Origin of the sequence: Albidovulum salinarum, from assembly GCF_025673475.1 — a bacterium.
Lineage (GTDB): Bacteria > Pseudomonadota > Alphaproteobacteria > Rhodobacterales > Rhodobacteraceae > Albidovulum > Albidovulum salinarum.
This window is the reverse complement of sequence record NZ_JAOVQO010000001.1, coordinates 263,151-280,626: the sequence shown is the minus strand read 5'-3', so window position 1 is coordinate 280,626 and position 17,476 is coordinate 263,151. Positions and strand designations below refer to the sequence as shown.

At 68.8% G+C, this 17,476-nt stretch carries 14 protein-coding genes; 5 read left to right on the top strand and 9 right to left on the bottom strand.

Features of this window, described 5'->3' with window-relative positions; all coding sequences use genetic code 11:
* The first annotated feature begins 142 nt into the window (after nucleotides 1–142).
* From OEZ60_RS01370 to OEZ60_RS01350, 5 genes are read left to right on the top strand one after another with little or no spacing between them, the layout of a single operon-like run.
* Nucleotides 143–835, top strand: coding sequence for a GntR family transcriptional regulator (locus OEZ60_RS01370; protein WP_411709775.1), 693 nt, complete (start codon nucleotides 143–145; stop codon nucleotides 833–835).
* Nucleotides 832–1,734 carry a dihydrodipicolinate synthase family protein gene (locus OEZ60_RS01365; RefSeq protein ID WP_263332460.1) on the top strand — a complete coding sequence of 301 codons (903 nt, stop codon included), beginning with the start codon at nucleotides 832–834 and terminating at the stop codon, nucleotides 1,732–1,734. The genes OEZ60_RS01370 and OEZ60_RS01365 overlap by 4 nt, the downstream gene beginning before the upstream one ends.
* A gap of 5 nt (nucleotides 1,735–1,739) precedes the next feature.
* A complete protein-coding gene (locus OEZ60_RS01360) occupies nucleotides 1,740–3,239 on the top strand; it encodes an aldehyde dehydrogenase (protein WP_263332458.1) in 1,500 nt (499 codons plus the stop codon).
* On the top strand, nucleotides 3,239–4,000 hold the full coding sequence (locus OEZ60_RS01355) for an NAD(P)-binding domain-containing protein (RefSeq protein ID WP_263332455.1): 762 nt from the start codon (nucleotides 3,239–3,241) through the stop codon (nucleotides 3,998–4,000). Before OEZ60_RS01360 ends, OEZ60_RS01355 begins: the two co-directional genes overlap by 1 nt.
* The gene (locus OEZ60_RS01350) at nucleotides 3,997–5,337 is read left to right on the top strand and encodes an NAD(P)/FAD-dependent oxidoreductase (RefSeq protein WP_263332453.1); all 1,341 of its coding nucleotides are present in this window, start codon (nucleotides 3,997–3,999) and stop codon (nucleotides 5,335–5,337) included. Before OEZ60_RS01355 ends, OEZ60_RS01350 begins: the two co-directional genes overlap by 4 nt.
* Nucleotides 5,338–5,340: 3 nt before the next feature.
* Here OEZ60_RS01350 and OEZ60_RS01345 read toward each other — a convergent pair whose 3' ends face one another.
* The 9 genes from OEZ60_RS01345 to OEZ60_RS01305 form a co-directional block, all read right to left on the bottom strand.
* Complete coding sequence (locus tag OEZ60_RS01345; protein WP_263332451.1) at nucleotides 5,341–7,368, bottom strand: oxidoreductase; 2,028 nt, start codon at nucleotides 7,366–7,368, stop codon at nucleotides 5,341–5,343.
* Nucleotides 7,369–7,587: 219 nt separating this feature from the next.
* A complete protein-coding gene (locus tag OEZ60_RS01340) occupies nucleotides 7,588–8,319 on the bottom strand; it encodes an SDR family NAD(P)-dependent oxidoreductase (RefSeq protein ID WP_263332449.1) in 732 nt (243 codons plus the stop codon).
* On the bottom strand, nucleotides 8,316–9,047 hold the full coding sequence (locus tag OEZ60_RS01335; protein WP_263332447.1) for an SDR family NAD(P)-dependent oxidoreductase: 732 nt from the start codon (nucleotides 9,045–9,047) through the stop codon (nucleotides 8,316–8,318). The genes OEZ60_RS01340 and OEZ60_RS01335 overlap by 4 nt, the downstream gene beginning before the upstream one ends.
* A gap of 9 nt (nucleotides 9,048–9,056) precedes the next feature.
* Nucleotides 9,057–10,163: a mandelate racemase/muconate lactonizing enzyme family protein gene (locus OEZ60_RS01330; protein ID WP_263332445.1), complete on the bottom strand. Its 1,107-nt coding sequence runs from the start codon at nucleotides 10,161–10,163 to the stop codon at nucleotides 9,057–9,059.
* A gap of 52 nt (nucleotides 10,164–10,215) precedes the next feature.
* Nucleotides 10,216–11,769 (bottom strand): trimethylamine methyltransferase family protein, encoded by a 1,554-nt coding sequence (locus OEZ60_RS01325; protein ID WP_263332443.1) that lies wholly within the window; start codon nucleotides 11,767–11,769, stop codon nucleotides 10,216–10,218.
* A 131-nt stretch (nucleotides 11,770–11,900) separates the two neighbouring features.
* The gene (locus OEZ60_RS01320) at nucleotides 11,901–13,832 is read right to left on the bottom strand and encodes an elongation factor G (protein ID WP_263332441.1); all 1,932 of its coding nucleotides are present in this window, start codon (nucleotides 13,830–13,832) and stop codon (nucleotides 11,901–11,903) included.
* 209 nt (nucleotides 13,833–14,041) lie between these two features.
* Nucleotides 14,042–14,818, bottom strand: a complete 777-nt coding sequence (locus OEZ60_RS01315) for an enoyl-CoA hydratase-related protein (protein WP_263332438.1) — start codon at nucleotides 14,816–14,818, stop codon at nucleotides 14,042–14,044.
* 71 nt (nucleotides 14,819–14,889) lie between these two features.
* Entirely contained in the window at nucleotides 14,890–15,342 is a 453-nt protein-coding gene (locus OEZ60_RS01310; RefSeq protein WP_263332436.1) for a cytochrome c-type biogenesis protein, read from the bottom strand.
* A 4-nt stretch (nucleotides 15,343–15,346) separates the two neighbouring features.
* On the bottom strand, nucleotides 15,347–17,308 hold the full coding sequence (locus OEZ60_RS01305; RefSeq protein WP_263332716.1) for a heme lyase CcmF/NrfE family subunit: 1,962 nt from the start codon (nucleotides 17,306–17,308) through the stop codon (nucleotides 15,347–15,349).
* Between the last annotated feature and the right edge of the window lie 168 nt (nucleotides 17,309–17,476).

The following is a 17,476-nucleotide window of genomic DNA, read 5'->3' as shown; positions in this document are numbered from 1 at the left end:
CCGGACTAAAAGCACAGATTTTAATTGTAGACAATATGTATTTTTTGAGACTACAAGATGCACGCGGTTACTGTCCGAAGCCAATCGAGAGTCGGACAGGCAGGAGGCAACGGTGAGCGACGAGACGAGAAGCAAGAAGGCGATGTGCGCGGAGGATCTCCGGCGGCGGATTCTGACCCAGGCGCTGGAGCCGGGCTGCTATCTCGATGAAACCGAGATCTCCGAGGCTTACCAGATCTCGCGCCCGCCCCTGCGGGAGATCCTGCGCCAGCTCGCGGGCGAAGGCTATGTGGTGCTGCACGAGAATCGCGGCGCCCAGGTCGCGCCGATGACCCACAAGACGATGCGCAATTTCTTCGTCGCCGCCCCGATGATCTATGCCGCCGTGAGCCGTCTCGCCGCCCAGCACGCGACGCCCGCGCAGATCATGCGCCTGAAGGATGCCCAGCTTCTCTTCCGTGCCGCGATTCGCGACGGCGACGCCGCGACGCGCGCACTGATGAACGAACGCTTCCACGCGATCATCGGCGAGATGGCCGACAACGAATACCTGAGCCCAAGCCTCCGCCGCCTGCTGATCGACCACACACGGATCGGCATGACCTTCTACAGCCCGCGCAACCGGGCCATGGCCGAGCAGCGCGCGGTTGCGGCCGACCAGCATGACCAGTTCATCGCGCTGATCGAGGCGGGCGACGCCGATGCCTCCGCCGATCTGGCGATCGCGCATTGGGAATTGTCGCGGGCGGAGATCGAAAGCTTCGTCACCCCCGCAGGGATGCAGATACCGCTCGGCCGCGCGCCGGGCGCCGAGCCAGAAAGAGGAGCTTCATGAAGTTCGAGGGCATCTACACGCCCGTCATCACGCCGCATCGTGACGACGGATCGATCGACCGCGACGCGTTTGCGGCGCAGATCGAGCACCTGATCGCCGCCGGCGTTCACGGCCTGATCAACGGCGGCTCCACGGGCGAATACTACGCCCAGTCGATGCAGGAGCGGGTCGAACTTGCGGCCTTCGCGAAGGAGGTCATCGGCAAGCGGGTGCCCCTGATCGTCGGCACCGTGGCGATCCGGCTCGAGGACTCGATCATCATGGCCGAGGCGGCCGCCAAGATCGGTGCCGATGCGCTGCTCGTGGGCTCGCCGCCCTACTCGGTGCCGACCGAGCGCGAGAACGCGCTGAACACGCTCGCCATCGACCGCGCCGCCGACCTGCCGGTGATGCTCTACAACTACCCCGGCCGCATGGGCATCAACATGGGCGAGGAGTTTCTCGACCGCGTCTGCCGCAGCCGCAACATTGTGGCGATCAAGGAAAGCTCGGGCGACATCAACCGGGTCCACCTTCTGGCCCGCGACTATCCGCATATCCAGATGTCCTGCGGCATGGACGACCAGGCGCTGGAATTCTTCGCCTGGGGTGCCAGGAGCTGGGTCTGCGGCGGCTCGAACTTCCTGCCCGCCGAGCACGTCGCGCTATGGCGTGCCTGCGCGGTCGAGGGCGATTTCGACAAGGGCCGCCGGATCATGTCGGCGATGATGCCGCTGATGCGCGTCCTTGAGCAGGGCGGCAAGTTCATCCAGTGCATCAAGCACGGGGTCGAGATGGAAGGCCGCTATGCCGGGCCGCCGCGCCCGCCGCTGAAGGCGCTCAACAAGGATGACAAGCGGCAGTTGGAACAGGTGGTGCGGGTCCTGAAGCGCACCGTGGCCGAGATCGAAGCGGAGTAACAGCGATGAGCGACCTTCTGACCACCGAGGAATACAAGGCCATCGCCGCCGGCCTCACCCTGCCGACGCAGGCCTTCATCGACGGCAGCTTCCGCCCGGCGAAATCCGGCAAGACCTTCGACACCGTGAACCCCGCGACCGGCGCCGTGCTCGCCAAGGTCGCCGCCTGCGATGCGGCGGACGTGGATTTCGCCGTCGAGAAGGCGCGCGACGCCTTCGAGGACGGCCGCTGGTCGCGCCTTCATCCGGGTGAGCGCAAACAGGTTCTCATCCGCCTCGCCAAGCTCATCAAGCGCAACGCGCGGGAGCTGGCGGTGATGGAAAGCCTCGACAGCGGCAAGACCATCTACGACTGCGAGACGGTGGACGTGCCTGAGACGATCCACTGCCTGACCTGGCATGCCGAGCTCATCGACAAGATCTATGACCAGGTCTCGCCCGCCTCGGACAACCACATCGCGATGGTGGTGCGCGAGCCCGTCGGCGTCGTCGGCCTCGTCCTGCCGTGGAACTTTCCGCTCCTGATGCTCGCCTGGAAGATCGGCCCGGCGCTCGCCTCCGGCTGCTCGGTCATCGTGAAACCGGCCGAGGAAACCTCGCTGACCGCGCTCCGAATCGCCGAACTCGCGATGGAGGCGGGGGTGCCGGCGGGCGTTCTCAACGTCGTCCCGGGCAGCGGACCGGAGGTGGGCGAACCCCTCGGCCGGCACATGGACGTGGACGCGCTCTCCTTCACCGGCTCGACCGAGACCGGGCGTCGCTTCCTGCGCTACGCGGCGGAATCGAACCTCAAGGAAGTCACGCTCGAGATGGGCGGCAAGAACCCCGCCGTGGTGCTCGATGATGCCGAGAACCTCGACCGGATCGCCGCGCATGTCGTCAACGGCGCCTTCTGGAACATGGGCGAGAACTGCTCGGCCTCCTCGCGACTGATCGTGCAGAAGGGGGTGAAGGACGCGCTTCTGAAGCGCATCCTCGCCCATGCCCGCGAATGGCCGATGGGCGACCCGCTTGATCCCGTGAACCGGGTCGGCGCGCTGGTCTCGCCCGCGCATTTCGACAAGGTCTGCTCTTACCTCGGCAAGGGGCCAAAGGTGCTGATGGGCGGCAAGGCCGAGGACGGCTTCGTCGAGCCGACGATCCTCGACATCGACGACCGCAGGGCGGTCCAGGTGCGCGAGGAGATCTTCGGGCCGGTCCTTTCCGTCCTCACGGTCGACAGCGCCGACGAGGCGATCGCGCTTGCGAACGACACCGAATACGGGCTCGCCGCCTCGATCTTCACCTCGAACATCAAGCGGGCGCTGCGCGGCGCGCGGGCGATCCGGGCGGGGACGGTGACGGTCAACTCGTTCGGCGAGGGCGATATCTCCACCCCCTTCGGCGGCTTCAAGTCGAGCGGCTTCGGCGGGCGCGACAACGGCATCCAGGCGCATGACCAGTACACCCAAATCAAGACGATCTGGATCGACCTCTCCGACGACCGGGACGAGGCGGTCGACTGATGGCGCGCATCGGTTTCATCGGTACCGGCGAGATCGCGGCCGCGATGGTGCGCGGCCTCGCCGGTCAGGGGCACGAGATCCTCGTCTCCGAACGGAATGCCGACATGGCAGCGCGGCTCGCGACCGAGGTCGCGGGCGTCCGGATCGCCTCAAACGAGGAGGTCGTGGCCGGATCGGACACCGTCTTCCTGTGCCTCCTCGCGCGGGTTGCGGAGACGGTGCTGCCCGGCCTGCGCTTCCGCGAGGATCAGGCGGTGATCTCGGTCATGGTCGACGTGGCCCTCGCCCGACTCAAGGCGCTCTGCGCGCCCGCGACCGAGATCTCGATCACCATCCCCCTGCCCCCGATCGCCACCGGCGGCTGCCCGCTGCCGGTCTATCCCGCCTCGCCCGCGCTCGAGGCGCTTTACGGCGCGCGAAACATGGTCTTTGCGGTCCGCGACGAGACCGCGCTCAACGCCCATTTCGGCGCCACCGCGCTCTGCTCGCCGCTTCTGGAACAGATGCTGACCACCGCGACCTGGCTGGCCGGATTCACTGGCGATGCCGATCGGGCGGAAAAATACGTCAGCGCGGTGATCCGCGGCTATCTGCCGGAGCGGCCCGAGGGCGGGATGCTGGCCGAAGCCCTGCGCAACCTCTCGACCGAGGGAGGGCTCAACGCCACGCTCCGTACGGCGATGGCACCCGCGAATGCCGACCTCAGGTCGGGCCTCGACGGCTTCCGCGCGCGGCTCGGCCTCGACAGGGGCGAGGCATGAGCAAGTTCCACGCGCGGCGGCTGCCGGTTCAGCTCGGCCCGGCCGCCTGGAACGCGATCCTTGGCCAACAAGGTGCCCCCCGGCCGCTCGACGGCGACCGCACCGCCGATTTCGTGGTCGTCGGCGCGGGCTTTGCCGGCCTGTCGGCGGCTCGGCGTCTGACCGAGCTGCAACCCGGCGCGCGGATCGCGATCCTCGAGGCGGGCCGGGTCGCCGAAGGCGCGGCGGGCCGCAATTCCGGCTTCATGATCGACCTGCCGCACGACCTCGCCTCGGACGACTATGCCGGGTCGGGCGACGACCGGGCGATGATCGGCCTCAACCGCCAGGCCATCGCCTTCGCCCGCGCGGCGGTCGAGGATTACGGGATCGACCCCAACTATTTCGACCCCGCCGGCAAGGTGAACGGCGCAGCGAGCCCTGCCGCCGAGGCGCATAACCGCAGCTATGCCGGCCACCTCGCCTCGCTCGGCGAGACGAGCGAGATGCTCGACCCGGCCCAGATGCACGAGCTGACCGGCTCGCGGCACTACCTTTCGGGCCTCTACACGCCGGGCACGGTGATGCTGCAACCGGCGGGCTATATCCGCGGCCTCGCGGCGGGGCTTTCGGCGCGGGGCGTCGATGTCTTCGAGGAAAGCCCGGTCACGGGCTTCGCGCCCGAAGGCGGTGGCTGGCGCGTCAGGACCGCGAAGGGCAGCATCAGCACCCCCCGCGTGATCCTGACCGTCAACGGCCATCTCGAAAGCTTCGGCGTCGAGCGCGGTCGGCTCATGCAGCTCTTCCTCTACGCGGTGATGACGCCGGAACTCGACCGCGCCGCACTCGACCGGCTCGGCGGGCGTCCGCGCTGGGGTGTCACGCCCTCGGACCCGATGGGCACGACCGTCCGCCGGATCGACACCGGCCAGGGCGGCAACCGTATCGTCACCCGCACCTGCGCGACGCTGAGGCCGAACACCGTGCCGCGCCAGTCCGACCTGACCCGCGCGGCGAAGGTCATGCGGCGGAAGTTCGACGAACGCTTCCCGCAACTCGCCGGCCTGCGGATGGAACACGCCTGGGCCGGCCATCTCTGCCTGACGCTGAACGGCGTCGCGGTGATGCGCGAGATCGATCTCGGCGTTTATTCTGGTTGCGTCCAGAACGGACTTGGCGTTGCGCGCGGCACGCTCACGGGGATCGGCGCGGCGGAACTCGCCTGCGGACAGCGGAGCGCGATCACCGATCACTTCACTGCCGAGGCGAGGCCGAAGCGCCTGCCGCCCCGGCCGTTCCAGGAGATCGGCGCCAACGCGGTCCTGCGCTGGAAGGAATGGCGCGCCGCGAAGGAGTGAGGCTCAGAGCTCCTTGCAGACCCGGAGCGCGTCGAGGACGGCGGCATGGATGTTGCGCCCGGCCACCGCATCGCCGATCCGGGCGAGCAGGTAGCGGCCATCGGCATTGACGCGCCGGAACGGATCGGTTCCGGCGATCAGCGCGTCAGGATCGAGCTGGCCGAGATTGGCCGAGCCCGGCTTCAGCGCGTGATAGAGCGCGTCCATCGGGACAAGCCCCTGCTCCACCACCACATGATCGACGAGCCGGGTTTCCGTGGCGCCGGTCAGCACATGGCGCAGCGTCGCGCGCCGCCGCGCCCCCTCGACCTCGACGGCGACAAGCTCGGTGAGGCAGGTGAAGCGCACCCCGTCCTTCGCCAGTTGCCGGAGCGCCACCGCAGAGGTGGTAGGCCCGAGATCGTGGAGCGGCGTCCGGTCGGGCGTCACCCATTCGACCTTGCAACCCGCCTCGGCAAGGTGATCGGCGGTGACGGCGGCCGGATGGTCGCCGGCCTCGTCGGTCATCAGCACCTCGCCCGACGGTCGGATCGCGCCCGAAAGCACGTCCCAGCTCGACACCGTGAGGTCGCCGCCCGGAATCGCGGGCGGTACCGGCCAGCCGCCGGTGGCGACAATGACGGCATTGGGCGCCGCCGCCAGCACGTCCTCGGCCTCGGCGTACGCGTTCAACCGAACATCGACGCCGAGCCGCGTGACCTCGGCGATGAGCCAGTCGGCAATGCCCCAGACCTGCCGTCTGACGCGCCCCTTCGCGGCGAGCGCGAGCTGACCGCCGAGCCGGTCGGCGGCCTCGAAGAGCACCACCTCGTGGCCGCGCGCAGCCGCCACGCGGGCGGCCTCCAAGCCACCCGGCCCGCCGCCGACCACGACGACCTTGCAGGCCGCATCGGCCTTGGCAATGACATGCGGCATCACCGCCTCGCGCCCCGTCGCGGCATTGTGACCGCAGACCGCGGGTTTGCCCTGGTTGACCCGGTCGACGCAGTATCCGAGGCCGACGCAGGGACGGATCCGCTCCTCGTCACCGCGCGCGAGCTTCGCCACCAGATGCGGATCGGCCATATGGGCGCGGGTCATGCCGACGAGATCGACATGGCCCTCGGCCACGGCATGGCGGGCCGTCGCGATATCGGCGATACCGCCCGCGTGGAAGACCGGCAGGCCGGTCGCCTGCCGGATGCGCCCGGCGATCGGCAGATGCGGCGCCGAGGGCATCCCCATCGGCGGCACCCAGCCGGCGAGGCCGAGATCGTCATAGGGCGCGCCCGCGAGCACGTTGATGAAATCGACGGCACCCGCCTCGGCCAGCATCCGCGCGACGGCGACGCAGTCATCGGCCGAAAGGCCCCGCTCGGCAAGCTCGTCGCCGGTCAGGCGGATGCCGAGGATCATCTCCGGCCCGACCTCGGCGCGGATCGCGCCGAGCGCTTCCAGCGTCAGCCGCAGCCGGTTTTCCAAGGGGCCGCCGTAGCGGTCCTCGCGGTCGTTGACCAAAGGCGAGAGGAACTGGCCGAGAAGATGCGAATGCGACAGGATCTCGATCCCGTCGAAGCCGCCCTCCTTGCAGCGCCGTGCGGCGGCGGCGAAGTCGCCGGTGACGCGGACGATGTCCTCGGCCTCCATCACCTTTGGGAAGGCCCGATGCGCCCGCTCGCGCCGCCCCGAGGGGCCGATGACCGGCAGCCAGTTTCCGTCGTCCCAGGCGGTGCGGCGGCCCATATGGGTGATCTGGCACATCACGGCGGCGCCCTGCGCCTTCACGCCAGAGGTCAGGCGCCGGAACCACGGCACGATGCTGTCATCGCCGGCATAGAGCTGACCAAAGACCGAAGGGCTGTCGGGCGCGATATTGGTCGAGCCGCCGATCATCGTCATGCCGATGCCGCCCTTCGCCTTCTCCTCGTGGTAGAGCCGGTAGCGGTCGCGGGGATGGCCGTCCTCGACGAAGTTCGGCGCGTGGGCCGTCGAGATGATCCGGTTGCGGATCGTGAGGTGGCGAAGCCGGTAGGGTTCGAGAAGCGGGTCCATCAGGGTTCCTTGCGGAAAGGGTTGACCGGGATGCCGGGGCACGATCGGACCGGAAGGCACCACGCCGGCGCCGGGCGCCTCCCCTCCCCCTCGTGGGGAGGGGATGGGGGTGTAGGGCGGCTCCGGAGTGGGTTCTTCCGATCCGATCCCGTCTATCCCGCGATGCCCGCCGACGGTGGCCTCTGAGCGACACCGAAAGTCGGGTAGCGCCAGCGGTGATCAAGGCAGACTCAGTTTCGCCATCCGCCCGCCGTCGACGGTCCAGACCTGCCCGGTGACGAAACCCGCCTCGCCCGAAGCGAGCCAGGCGACGATGGCCGCGACCTCCTCGGGGCGGCCGGTGCGGCCGACCGGATGGATGCGGCCGATCTCGCGGCGGAAGGCAGCGGGGTCGGGTATCTTTTCGATGAAATCAACGTTGAGATCGGTATCGATCCAGCCCGGCGCGACCGCGTTGCAGCGGATGCCCTCGGCCCCATGATCCACCGCCACCGCGCGGGTCAGGCCATGCAACCCGGCCTTGGAGGCGCAATAGGCGGCGTGCGTCGGGTTCGACCCCAGCCCCTCAATCGAGCCGATATTGACGATGGCGCCCTTGGCCGCCCTCAGATGCGGCAGCGCCGCCCTGATCATGAGGAAGGGTGCGGTGAGGTTCACGGCCAGCGTGCGCTGCCAGTCGGCGAGCGACATCTCCTCGACGCGGGCCTCCTGCATCACACCGGCATTGTTGACCAGCACGTCGAGCCGCCCGGCCCTCTCGACCACCTCGCCCACGACCCGCGCCGGGCAGGCGGAATCGGCGAAGTCCGCTGCGATCCCTTCGAATTCCGCATCCGGCCCGCGCTGCGCCGTGAAGACCCGCGCGCCCTCCTCAGCCAACCGCCTGGCGATAGCTTGCCCGATCCCGCTGCGCCCCCCGGTGACGAGCGCGACCTTGCCCTGAAACCTCATGCCACGGCCTTCCCGCCGTTCACCTCGACCAGCGCGCCGCACATGTAGCGCGCCGCGTCCGAGGCAAGGAACAGGACCACGTCGGCAATGTCCTCGGGCTCGGCGATGCGGCCCAGGGGCACGGTCTTGCCGAGCTCGGCGACCGCCGTATCGGGGTCGAAGCCGCGCTTGGCGAAGCCGGTGCGCAGCATCGGCGTGTTGACCTCGTTCGGGCAGACCGCGTTGATGCGGATGCCCTGATGGGCGTGGTCCATGCCCATGCATTGCGTCAAGGACGCGATCGCCGCCTTGGTCATGCAATAGACCGCGTGGTTCGGGCCGGGACGCAGCCCCCAGCAGGAGGCGGTGTTGACGATCGCACCGCCCCCCGCTTCCTCCATGATCGGGATCGCGGCGCGGGCGATGCGGAACGGGGCCTCCACATTGACGCCGAGCGAGAGCGTCCAGTCGGCGTCCGTCGTCTCGGTCACCCTGCCGCGGGTGATGACGCCCGCATTGTTCACCACGATGTCGAGCCCGCCGAGCGCCGCCCGCGCGGCCTCCGGCAGCGCGTCGGCATAGGCGGGATCGAGGAGGTCGCCCGGCAGGTGCGCCTCAGCCTCGACGCCCGACACGTCGCGGTCGGCGACGGCGACCTTGGCGCCCTCGGCGCGGAGCGCCCGCACGATGGCGGCACCGATGCCACCGGCCGCCCCGGTCACGAGCGCGCGTCTTCCGTTGAATCTCATGGGTCATCCTCACGTATAGCTGGCGACGGGCGTACCGAAGCGGCTCTCGTCGGGGGTGATGCCAAGACCCGGACCCTCCGGCAGGCGGATATGGCCGCCCTCGATCCGGATGCCATTCGCGGGATCGTAGTGTCCCTCGATGTAGGGTGCCGCGAGCCAGACGCCCTCGCACAGCCGCGGCAGGACGGTCGCGCCGATATGGGTGCAGGCGGCGGCGATGATGTCGCCGCCCCAGGCGTCGTCGCAGGTATGCGGCAGCGACCGCGCCTCGCAGATGTCGCGGAAGGTGGCCATCGCGGACAGCCCGCCGATCCGTGTCACCTTCATCCCGAACCCGTCGCAGAGCCCCTGCCCCACGACACGCAAAACGGTGGCCAGATCCTCGCCGTTCTCGTCGATATAGACGGCGTGGTGCAGCTGGCCCCGGATCGCCGCGATCTCCTCGATCGTGTTGCAGGGCTGCTCCATGATGAAGGGAATGTCGGGGCATTCGCGGCTGAGCCTCAGCGCGTCCCGCGTCGTCAGCCCTCGGTTGCCGTCGACCGCGAGCCGGACCTTGCCGCCGACGCGCTCCCAGACCTTGCGCACGGTCTCGATATCGATCTCGACCGGGCGGCCTCCGATCTTGACCTGAAGCCTCGGATAGCCCTCGGCCACCTTCTCAGCGGCGATGCGGGCGATGTCGTCGGGCGCGCCGACGCCGGTCGCGTAGTAGGAGGGCACCCGCTCGGTCACCGCGCCGCCGAGGAGGTCAGCGACGCGGGCGCCGTAATGCTTGCCCATGAGGTCGTAAGCCGCGATGTCGATCGCCGCCTTGGCATAGCGGTGGCCGTTCAATAGCCCGTCCATCCGGCGGCGGAGCGCGACGGGCGTCAGGGGATCGGCCCCGATCAGGCCCGGCGCCATCTCGGCGAGCGCGGCGCGGGCTCCAAGGGCATGATGCGGCTGGTAGGTCGGGCCGACCGGGCAGGTCTCGCCCCAGCCGATAAGCCCGGTATCGGTCACGAGCTTCACGAGCGTGGTGTCGAGCGCCCAGACCTCGGCATTGGCCATCGTGTAGGGGCCGTTCCGAACCGGCAGGTCGTGCTGATAGACGTGGATTTCGGAGATCTTCATGGATGCCTCGAAAAGAACGGCCGTCGCGGGTGCGACGGCCAGTCAGGGAGCGTCAGTATTCGGTGTTGAGCGCATCTTCCGCCGGGACCTCGCGCTCCCGCCGGGCGATGTAGTCGCGCAAGGCCTCGTCGATGCCGGCGTCGAGCTTCGGCTCCTCGTAGTCGCGCAGGAGCTTCTTTGCGTAGTCGAGCGCTCTTGCGGTGATTTCGACAGACCCTTCCGCCTGCCACTGCTCGATCGAGTTGTTGTCGAAGAGCTTCGGCATGAAGAAGGCGCGCTCAAAGTTTTCGAGCGTATGCGGATGGCCGAGGTAATGGCCGCCGGGACCGACATCGCGCACCGCCTGCAAGGCTTCGTCGAAATCGTCCCAGCGCGGCCCCTCGGCCATGCGGTAGCCCATCGCGCACATCTCGGCATCGACCACGAACTTGGCGACCGAACAGTGCATCCCGGCCTCGTTCCAGCCCGCCGAATGCCAGATGTAGTTGCAGCCCGCATGCAGGACCGCGTTCATCGTCATCGCACTTTCGTAGCCCGCTTGCGCGTCGAAGGTCTTGGCCCCGCCGAGATTGTTCGAGCTCCGCCACGGCACGCCGTAGAACCGCGCCATCTGGCCGATCATGAAGTTCATGAGGCTGATCTCCGGCGTCCCGGCCATCGGCGCGCCCGACTTCATCGACACCGTCGAGAGGTAGTGGCCGTAAATCGCCGGTGCCCCCTTGCGGATCACCTGCGTATAGGCGAGCGCCGACAGGGCCTCGGCATTGAGCTGCGCGACGGCGGGAGCGACCGAGGCCGGCGTGTTCGCGCCGCCGAGGACGAAGGGAGAGCAGAGGACCGGCTGGCGCCGCTTCACGAAGGCGCGCATGGCGCTGAGCATCGTCTCGTCCCAGACGAGCGGCGAGTTGCCGTTGCAGTTGCCGGTGACGACCGGCGTCTCCTCCATCACGTCGCGGCCGAACAGGATCTCGCACATGTCCATCACGTCCTCGGCGTTCTTGCCCGAGGTCGTCATGCCCATGAAGGTCTTGTCGGAATGCTTCATCGACGAATAGGTGATGTGGAGGTGGCGGTGGCTCACCTTCATGTCCATCGGCTCGACGATGTGATGCGCGGTCGAATGCAAGGCGGGCGACATATGCGCGAGCTTGTGGAACATGTTGAGGTCGGCCATCGTCGGCCAGCGCCGCACATCGTCGAGGTCGCGCAGGAACGGCGCCCCGGTCATCGGCACGAAGATCGAATGCTTGCCGCCGAACGGCAGGCTGCGCTCGGGGTTCCGCGCCCGGTAGGTCCAGTCCGAGGGGATCGAGGAGATCAGCTCTCGCACGAGGCCGCGGTCGAGATGCACCCGCTCGCCGCGCACATCGGCACCGGCGCGCTTCCAGTCCTCAAGTGCGATGTCGTCGCGGAAGATGACGCCGACCTCTTCGAGGATCGCCATCGAGGCGTCGTCGATCCGTTCGACCTGGTCCTGATCCATCGGCTCGCAGAGCGGCAGCCCGCGCTTCAGCGCCGGCAGCATCCCGAGATCCGGGGCCGAGCGCAGCGCCTTGCGCGCGCCGCGCCCGCCCGCGCGCGCCTTACGATCGTTGCTGTCAGCCATGCCTGCCCCTCGTGGTGAAACTCTCGGCCACAGAAAGCCCCGGACCGACCCGGATCGGCAGTCACTTATTCGAAGCAATCCCGCCAAAATGCGACGCGGGATGCGGGCGGCGTCCTGGCGCCGCCCCGCGCTCAGGCCTCGGCCGTGGCGTGTTCGCGGCTGATCCGCTCGGCCTCCTTGCCGTAGATCTCCTCGTAGTGGTCGAACTCGGTCTCGTGCCAGGCGGTGCCCTGGGTGGCCGAGCCGAGCGCCATCACCAGATCCTCCTCGGCCGAGGCGGGCAGCAACGCGCGGAAGATGTCCCAGCCGCGGAAATCAGGATCGCCGTCGAACCCGAGCACCTGACCCTTGAGCGAGGAGATCATCGACACCATTGCCCCGGAATAGACCGAGGGCACATGGATCGATACCCGCTCGATCGGCTGCAACAGCACCGGCCCCGCCTTGGTCAGCGCCTCGCGGAGCGCCATCCGGCCCGCGGTGCGGAACGCGAAGTCCGAACTGTCCACCGAATGATGCTTGCCGTCGGTGAGCGTCACCGCGAGATCAGTGACCGGGAACCCAAGCGGCCCCTTGTCGAGCGCCTCGCGCGCGCCCTCCTCGACCGCGGGAATGTAGTTCCTCGGCACCGCGCCGCCCTTCACCACCTCCTCGAACTGGAAGCCGTCGCCGCGCCCCGCGGGCCGCACCGTGATCGCCACGTCGGCGAACTGGCCCGCGCCGCCGGACTGTTTCCGATGTCGGTAATGCTCTTCAGTGCTGGATGAGATTGTTTCCAGATAGCGCGGATCCGGCACCTCGGTCGCCACCTCGATCCCGAAGTCGTCGGCAAGCGTGGCAAGTGTCTGGCGCTCGTGCATCACGCCCTGCAGGTTCAAGAGCGCATGCCCGCTCAACGGATCCTGTCCAAGCCGGAGCATCGGATCGGCTTCGGCGAGCCGCGAGAGCGCCGCCGACAGCCGCACCTCGTCGCGCTCGTGCGCAGGCGTCACGATCCGCGCAAGCGGCGGCGGGCAGCCCTTGGCCCAGTCCGGCACCGGCTCTGCCGCCGCGGCGGTGAAGATGCGCCCGGAATCGAGCTGGTCGGACTTGACCGAGATCCCGACCTCGCCGGGTTCCAGATGGTCGAGCCCGGCCTTGCCGCCGAGCCCGGCGAGCCCGCCAAGACCGTCGCCGCCAAGCTGCTTGCCGGCCGCGACGCCACCGTCGAGCGCGCGCAGCATCACGCATTTGCCGAGATGCTTGCGGATCTGGGCGTGAAAGCCGACCGCGAGCGCCTTGTCCGCGCCGAGCCGGGCCTTCAGGGCCGAGACGTCGGGTGCCTCGTGCCGCAGGGCCTTCATCAGCCGGTGAATGCCGTTCTTGTGGCTCGCCGAGCCGAGGAACGCGGGGATCACGGCGCGGTCCTGGGTCTCGCGCCGGGCAATCTCGAACAGCGCGCCTGTCGCCGGCTCGCGGTCCTCGATCAGTTCCTCCAGAAGCGCGTCGTCGTAATCCGACATCTGCTCCAGAAGTTCCGCCCGCGCCTCATGCTCGCGATCGGCCTCGGATTTCGGCATCTCGATCAGCTGCGAGCTCTGCCCCTCGCGGTAGCGCCAGGCCCGCTCGGAGATGAGGTCGACCGCACCGACGATCTCGCCGCCCTCGCGGATCGGGATCTGGCGCAGGACGATCGGATGGCCTGAGTAGGTCTGCAAGGCCGCGACGATGTCACGGACGCGGCCCTTGGGCGTGTCCATGCGGTTGATGAAAAGAAAGCAGGGCAGATTGGCGGCCTCGACAGCGCGAAGCCAGGGCGCGGCGAGCACCGCCTCGTCGGGATCGGGCGCCACGCAGAGCACCGCGGCATCGGCGGCAAGGAGCGCCGCCCCGCCCATCCGCGCGAATTCCGGACCGCCCGCGACGTCGATCGCGCACCAGTCCTCGCCCATGAAACCAAACCGCGTGAGGTTGAGATGACCGGCCGTCTCGGACCGGGGATGGCCGTCCTCAAGCGCCGCAAGCGCCCGGACTAGCTCGGTTTTCCCCGATTGAGACGGCCCAAGTACCGTGATGCAGCGCATGATGATCCCCTTTCGGCACGCAGGCGGGCGCAATCCGTGACTGGCCCCCGTGCCCTCGGGCCATGCGCCCTGATGGATCAACTCTCGGTCTCTGAACGCGCCGGGTCAAGGTCGGATCGCGCCCGCCCTTTCACCTTGCCGAAAATATCCCCGCCGGAGGCCGGCACGCGCTCTGCCTCCGCGCGACACCGAAAACCGGGTGCCGGGAATCAGCGCCCCCGAAACCGCGCCGGGCGCTTTTCGAGGAAGGCCGCGACGCCCTCGGCGAAATCCGCCGTCCGCCCGCATTCGCCCTGCAGCCGCGCCTCGAGCGCGAGCTGGGCATCGAGATCGTTGCCGAGACTGGCCCTGAGCGCCTGCTTCACCCGGACGAAAGCCTCGGTCGGCCCGGCCGCCAGCGCCTCGGCCCGCGCCTTCCACCGCGCCTCGAACGCGTCGTCAGGAACCGCCTCCCAGATCATGCCCCAGTCGGCCGCCTGCCGCGCGGTGACCTTCTCGGCGAAAAGCGCTGCCCCCATCGCCCGAGCCATCCCGACCAAACGCGGTAGGGCGAAGGTCCCGCCGGCATCGGGAATGAGCCCGATCCGGGTGAAGGCCTGGATGAAGCTCGCGCTTTCCGCCGCGATCACGACGTCGGCCGCGAGCGCGAGATTGGCCCCCGCCCCAGCCGCGGCGCCGTTAACCGCCGCGATCACCGGCACCCGCGCGGCGAGGATCGCACGCAACATCGGCTCGTACTCCTCGGCCAGCGTCCGCTCGAGGTCGAAGTCGCTCCCGGCCGCCCGGTCGCCCAAGTCCTGCCCCGAACAGAAGGCCCGGCCTGAGCCGGTCAGCACGATCACCCGCACCGTCCCGTCCGCCCGCCCCACCGCATCGGTGATCTCGGCCCGCATCGTCGTGTTGAGCGCGTTCATCACCGCGGGCCGGTCGAGCGTGACAACGGCGACGCCGTCCGCCTCAGTGTACCGGATCGTCTGATAGCCCATTGTCCCGCTCCTGCCGCCGCATCCGCCCGCAGCATAGCCCGCTCGCGCGCCGCGCAAAGCGCGACGGCGCGTCACTTGTCGAGGATTTCCTTGAGCCGCTTCTTCTCGGCCTCGCTGAGCGGATCCGGCGCCGCCTCGGCAACGGGCTTGCGGCGGCGCAGATAGACCGCCGCGGTGCCGAGCGCGATGACAAGCATCGCCGGCCCGGCAATCCAGAGGATCAGGTTCTCGCCCGACGCGGTGGGCTGTAGGAGCACGTATTCGCCGTAGCGGTCGACCAGATAGGCGATGACCTCCGCGTCGCTGTCCCCGGCGACGAGCCGCTCGCGCACGAGAAGCCTGAGGTCGCGCGCGAGCCCCGCGTTCGACTCGTCGATGTTCTCGTTGCGGCAGACTAGGCAGCGCAGACCTTGGCTGAGGTCCCGCGCCCGCGCCTCGAGCGCCGGGTCGTCGAGGATCTCGTCGGGCTGGACCGCGAAGACCGGCGTGGCGAGCAACGCGAGAAGAAGCAGGAGCCGGCGCATCACGTCACTCCGCAGGTGCGGCGAGCGCACCGCGTGCCTTCCGCGCCCCGGCCGCGACCCGGTAGCGCCGATCGCTGAGGCTCAGGATGCCGCCGAGCGCCATCAGGATCGCCCCGCCCCAGATCCAGTTTGCGAAGGGCTTGATATAGGTCCGCACCGCCCAGCCGCCGTCCGCCTGCTCGTCGCCGATCACGAGGTAGATGTCGCGCCAGACGCCGTTGGAGATCGCGGCCTCGGTGGTCGGCATCGCCGCGACCGGATAGACCCGCTTCTCGGGGTGGAGCACCGCGACCTGCCGCCCCTCCCGCGAGACGATCATCGTCGCCATGGTCGAGAGGTAGTTCGGCCCCTCGACCTTCTCGACCCGGTCCAGCGCGATGTCGAAGCCGCCGACCGCGAAGCTCTCGCCGACCTTCGCCACCCGGATGTCCTCGACATCCCAGGCCATCAGGCAGGCGATGCCGATGAAGACGATGCCGAGCCCCGAATGCGCCGCGGCCTTGCCCCAGTCAGCCCGCGGCAATCGGCCGAGCCGCGCCACCTGGTGGCCCGCGCGTTGCCAGAGCTCCGCCGCCGCCCCGGCGATCAGCCAGACGCCGAGCGCCACGCCCACCGGCGCGAGGGCGGTGCGTTCGGTCTGAACCGCGAAGGCAAGCGCACCGAGTGCGAGCGCGAGGATCAGCGCCGGGTAGAGCGGCCGCATCGACCGCTCGAGCCGCGCCCGTTTCCACGGCATGATCGCGCCAAGCGGCAACAGGATCGCGAGCACGATCATGAACGGCGTGAAGGCCTGGTTGAAGAACGGCGCGCCGACCGACAGCTTGCGGTCGAAGGCCAGTTCCGCGATCAGCGGCCAGAGCGTGCCGACGAAGACCACGAAGGCCGCGACCGCGAGAAGCACGTTGTTGAGGACGAGCGCCGATTCCCGGCTGACCATCGCGAAGACGCCCTTGGCCTCCATCGCGCCCGCCCGAGCCGCGTAGAGCGTGAGCGCGCCACCGATGAAGACGGCGAGGATCGCGAGGATGAAGATCCCGCGCTCGGGGTCGTTGGCGAAGGCGTGCACGCTCGTGATGATGCCCGAGCGCACGATGAACGTGCCGATGAGCGAGAAGCCGAAGGCGAGGATCGCGAGGAGGATCGTCCAGGCCTTCAGCGTCTCGCGCTTCTCGACCACGATGGCGGAGTGGAGCAACGCGGCCGCGATGAGCCAGGGCATGAAGGACGCGTTCTCGACCGGATCCCAGAACCAGAACCCGCCCCAGCCGAGCTCGTAATAGGCCCACCAAGAGCCGAGCGCGATGCCGATGGTCAGGAACATCCAGGCCGCGAGCGTCCAGGGCCGGACCCAGCGCGCCCAGGCCGCATCGACGCGGCCCTCGATCAGCGCCGCGACCGCGAAGGAGAAGGCCATCGAGAGCCCGACATAGCCGAGATAGAGGAACGGCGGATGGAAGGCCAAGCCCGGATCCTGCAGGAGCGGATTGAGATCCTGGCCGTCGAAGGGCGGCTCGGCGAGCCTCAGGAACGGGTTCGAGGTGAAGAGGATGAAGGCGAGGAAGGCCAAGCCGATCATCGCCTGGACGCTGAGGACCCGCGCTTTCAGCCGTTCGGGCAGCCCGCCGCCGAACCATGCCGCCGTGGCGCCGAACCCCGCAAGGATCAGCACCCAGAGCAGCATCGAGCCCTCGTGGTTGCCCCAGACGCCCGAGACCTTGTAGAGCATCGGCTTCAGCGTGTGGGAATTCTCGACGACAAGGCGAAGCGAGAAGTCCGACGTCACGAAGGCCCAGGTCAGCGCCGCGAACGAGATCGCGATGCAGAGGAACTGCGCCGTAGCCGCCGGTCCCGCCAGCGCCATCCAGCCGCGCCAGTCCTTGTGGGCGCCGACAAGCGGAATCACGACCTGAACGGCCGCCAGCATCAGCGCGAGGATAAGGGTGAAATGGCCAAGCTCGACGATCATGGCGCGGAGCATACCGGCTCGCGCGGGCGGGGCCAATGGGCTGCGCTCCAATGTCGCGGGTATATTCTGCGCCATCGCCGGCGCCCGCCCCGGGCGCAGCGGGGCCACGGGCCGGACAAATGTAAATTTCTTTTACATGGCATCTTGACGCAGCTCCGCCGGGTTCCG

Coding starts and splice junctions, on each gene's coding strand:
- OEZ60_RS01370 (WP_411709775.1), top strand. CDS start 143: ATGTGCGCGGAGGATCTCCGGCGGCGGATTCTGACCCAGGCGCTGGAG.
- OEZ60_RS01365 (WP_263332460.1), top strand. CDS start 832: ATGAAGTTCGAGGGCATCTACACGCCCGTCATCACGCCGCATCGTGAC.
- OEZ60_RS01360 (WP_263332458.1), top strand. CDS start 1,740: ATGAGCGACCTTCTGACCACCGAGGAATACAAGGCCATCGCCGCCGGC.
- OEZ60_RS01355 (WP_263332455.1), top strand. CDS start 3,239: ATGGCGCGCATCGGTTTCATCGGTACCGGCGAGATCGCGGCCGCGATG.
- OEZ60_RS01350 (WP_263332453.1), top strand. CDS start 3,997: ATGAGCAAGTTCCACGCGCGGCGGCTGCCGGTTCAGCTCGGCCCGGCC.
- OEZ60_RS01345 (WP_263332451.1), bottom strand. CDS start 7,368: ATGGACCCGCTTCTCGAACCCTACCGGCTTCGCCACCTCACGATCCGC.
- OEZ60_RS01340 (WP_263332449.1), bottom strand. CDS start 8,319: ATGAGGTTTCAGGGCAAGGTCGCGCTCGTCACCGGGGGGCGCAGCGGG.
- OEZ60_RS01335 (WP_263332447.1), bottom strand. CDS start 9,047: ATGAGATTCAACGGAAGACGCGCGCTCGTGACCGGGGCGGCCGGTGGC.
- OEZ60_RS01330 (WP_263332445.1), bottom strand. CDS start 10,163: ATGAAGATCTCCGAAATCCACGTCTATCAGCACGACCTGCCGGTTCGG.
- OEZ60_RS01325 (WP_263332443.1), bottom strand. CDS start 11,769: ATGGCTGACAGCAACGATCGTAAGGCGCGCGCGGGCGGGCGCGGCGCG.
- OEZ60_RS01320 (WP_263332441.1), bottom strand. CDS start 13,832: ATGCGCTGCATCACGGTACTTGGGCCGTCTCAATCGGGGAAAACCGAG.
- OEZ60_RS01315 (WP_263332438.1), bottom strand. CDS start 14,818: ATGGGCTATCAGACGATCCGGTACACTGAGGCGGACGGCGTCGCCGTT.
- OEZ60_RS01310 (WP_263332436.1), bottom strand. CDS start 15,342: ATGCGCCGGCTCCTGCTTCTTCTCGCGTTGCTCGCCACGCCGGTCTTC.
- OEZ60_RS01305 (WP_263332716.1), bottom strand. CDS start 17,308: ATGATCGTCGAGCTTGGCCATTTCACCCTTATCCTCGCGCTGATGCTG.